This is a genomic window from Kytococcus sp. HMSC28H12, from assembly GCF_001816045.1.
Classification (GTDB): Bacteria; Actinomycetota; Actinomycetes; order Actinomycetales; family Dermatophilaceae; genus Kytococcus; species Kytococcus schroeteri.
In genome coordinates this window covers 1-1,452 of the sequence record NZ_KV824609.1, presented here as the reverse complement: position 1 = coordinate 1,452, position 1,452 = coordinate 1, and the positions used below count along the sequence as shown (strand labels likewise).

The window sequence follows — 1,452 nt, the reverse complement described above, 5'->3', positions numbered from 1 at the left end:
AGGCGATCGGCGCCCCCGGCGGCCAACGGGGTCGGGTCCGGTTGGGCGACGACGACGCGGGCCACCCCGGCCTCACGCAGCGCCTCGGCGCACGGGCCGGTGCGGCCGGTGTGGTTGCACGGCTCCAGGGTGACCACGGCGGTGGCGCCGCCGACGTCCCGGCCGCGCTGCTCCGCATCGGACAGGGCGGCGACCTCCGCGTGCGGGGTGCCGGCGCCGCGGTGCCACCCCTCGCCCAGGGTGCGGCCGGCGGCGTCGAGCAGTACGCAGCCCACACGGGGGTTGGGGTCGGTGGCCGGTCCACGGGCCGCCAGCTCCAGGGCGCGGCGCATCGCGGGCTCCCAGGCGGTGGACTCGGCGGGGCGGGCGGTCACGGCGGTTCCTCACTGCGGTCACGGCGGCGGGCGGTCCGGTCGGACGGCCCGGGTGAACCGGGGGAACGGGCGTGGGCCCGGAGGAGTCGGCAGGTGCACCACGCACCGAGGGGCCACGGGCCGCTCGGCAGCGGGACTGCCGCCCACGGCGTCGCGGGGCGACGCCGCACGTGCTCCTCCCTTCCGGACTCTCACCGTCGGTCTGGGAATTCCACCCAGTCAACCGGCCGCTGGCTGCGGACGGGTCGCGGACTGTCACCGCCGGTTCGGACTTGCACCGACCCCGGAACACGTGGGGCCGATTCTACGCCCGGGCCGCCGGGGCGGGCGTCGGGCGGGGGCACCGAGCCCGGCACACCATCGGCCGTGTGGAACGCTGTGGGCCGGACCACACCCGAGACCCCGAGGAGCACCCATGGCCCCCACCGAGCTCTCCCCCCTGGACGGCGGCACCGAGGACGTGCTGTTCGGCGTGCGCGACGGCATCGCCCGCATCCACCTGAACCGGCCGAAGGCGCTCAACGCGCTGACCCGGGACATGTGCGCGGCGATGCTCGACCAGCTGCACGCCTGGCAGAACGCGCAGGGCGACGACCGGCCGCGCGCCATCGTGGTGTCCGGCGAGGGCAAGGGCCTGTGCGCCGGCGGCGACATCAAGGTGCTGCGCGAGTCCGCCACCTCCGGCGACCTCGGTCCGGCGCAGGACTTCTGGCGCACCGAGTACGCGCTCGACCAGCTCGTGGCCGACTACGAGATCCCGTACGTGGCGCTCATGCACGGCGTGGTGATGGGCGGTGGCATCGGCATCAGCGCCCACGGCAGCCACCGCCTCGTGGCCGCCGACGCCAAGGTGGCCATGCCCGAGACCGGCATCGGGCTGTTCCCGGACGTGGGCGCCATGCACCTGCTCTCGCGCGCGCAGCACGAGTTGGGCACGCACGTGGCCCTGACCGGCGACCGCTTCGGCGGCGCGGACGCGGTGCTGCTGGGCCTGGCCGATGCCGTGGCGCCGGCCGAGCTGCTCGACCCCGAGACCGTGGTGGACCGGCTGGCCGGCGGCGAGTCCGCGGACGACCTG

The 1,452-nt window shown here is 76.2% G+C and carries 2 protein-coding genes and 1 riboswitch; of the genes, one reads left to right on the top strand and one right to left on the bottom strand.

Annotated features, from left to right (window positions below; genetic code table 11):
* Positions 1 to 332, bottom strand: a 332-nt coding sequence (locus tag HMPREF3099_RS09570) for a bifunctional diaminohydroxyphosphoribosylaminopyrimidine deaminase/5-amino-6-(5-phosphoribosylamino)uracil reductase RibD (protein WP_202816740.1), incomplete at its 3' end; no start/stop codon positions are given.
* A gap of 209 nt (positions 333 to 541) precedes the next feature.
* Positions 542 to 669: riboswitch (FMN riboswitch) on the bottom strand.
* Between the two features lie 120 nt (positions 670 to 789).
* Here HMPREF3099_RS09570 and HMPREF3099_RS09565 point away from each other — a divergent pair.
* Positions 790 to 1,452, top strand: a 663-nt coding sequence (locus tag HMPREF3099_RS09565; protein WP_141762108.1) for an enoyl-CoA hydratase/isomerase family protein, incomplete at its 3' end; no start/stop codon positions are given.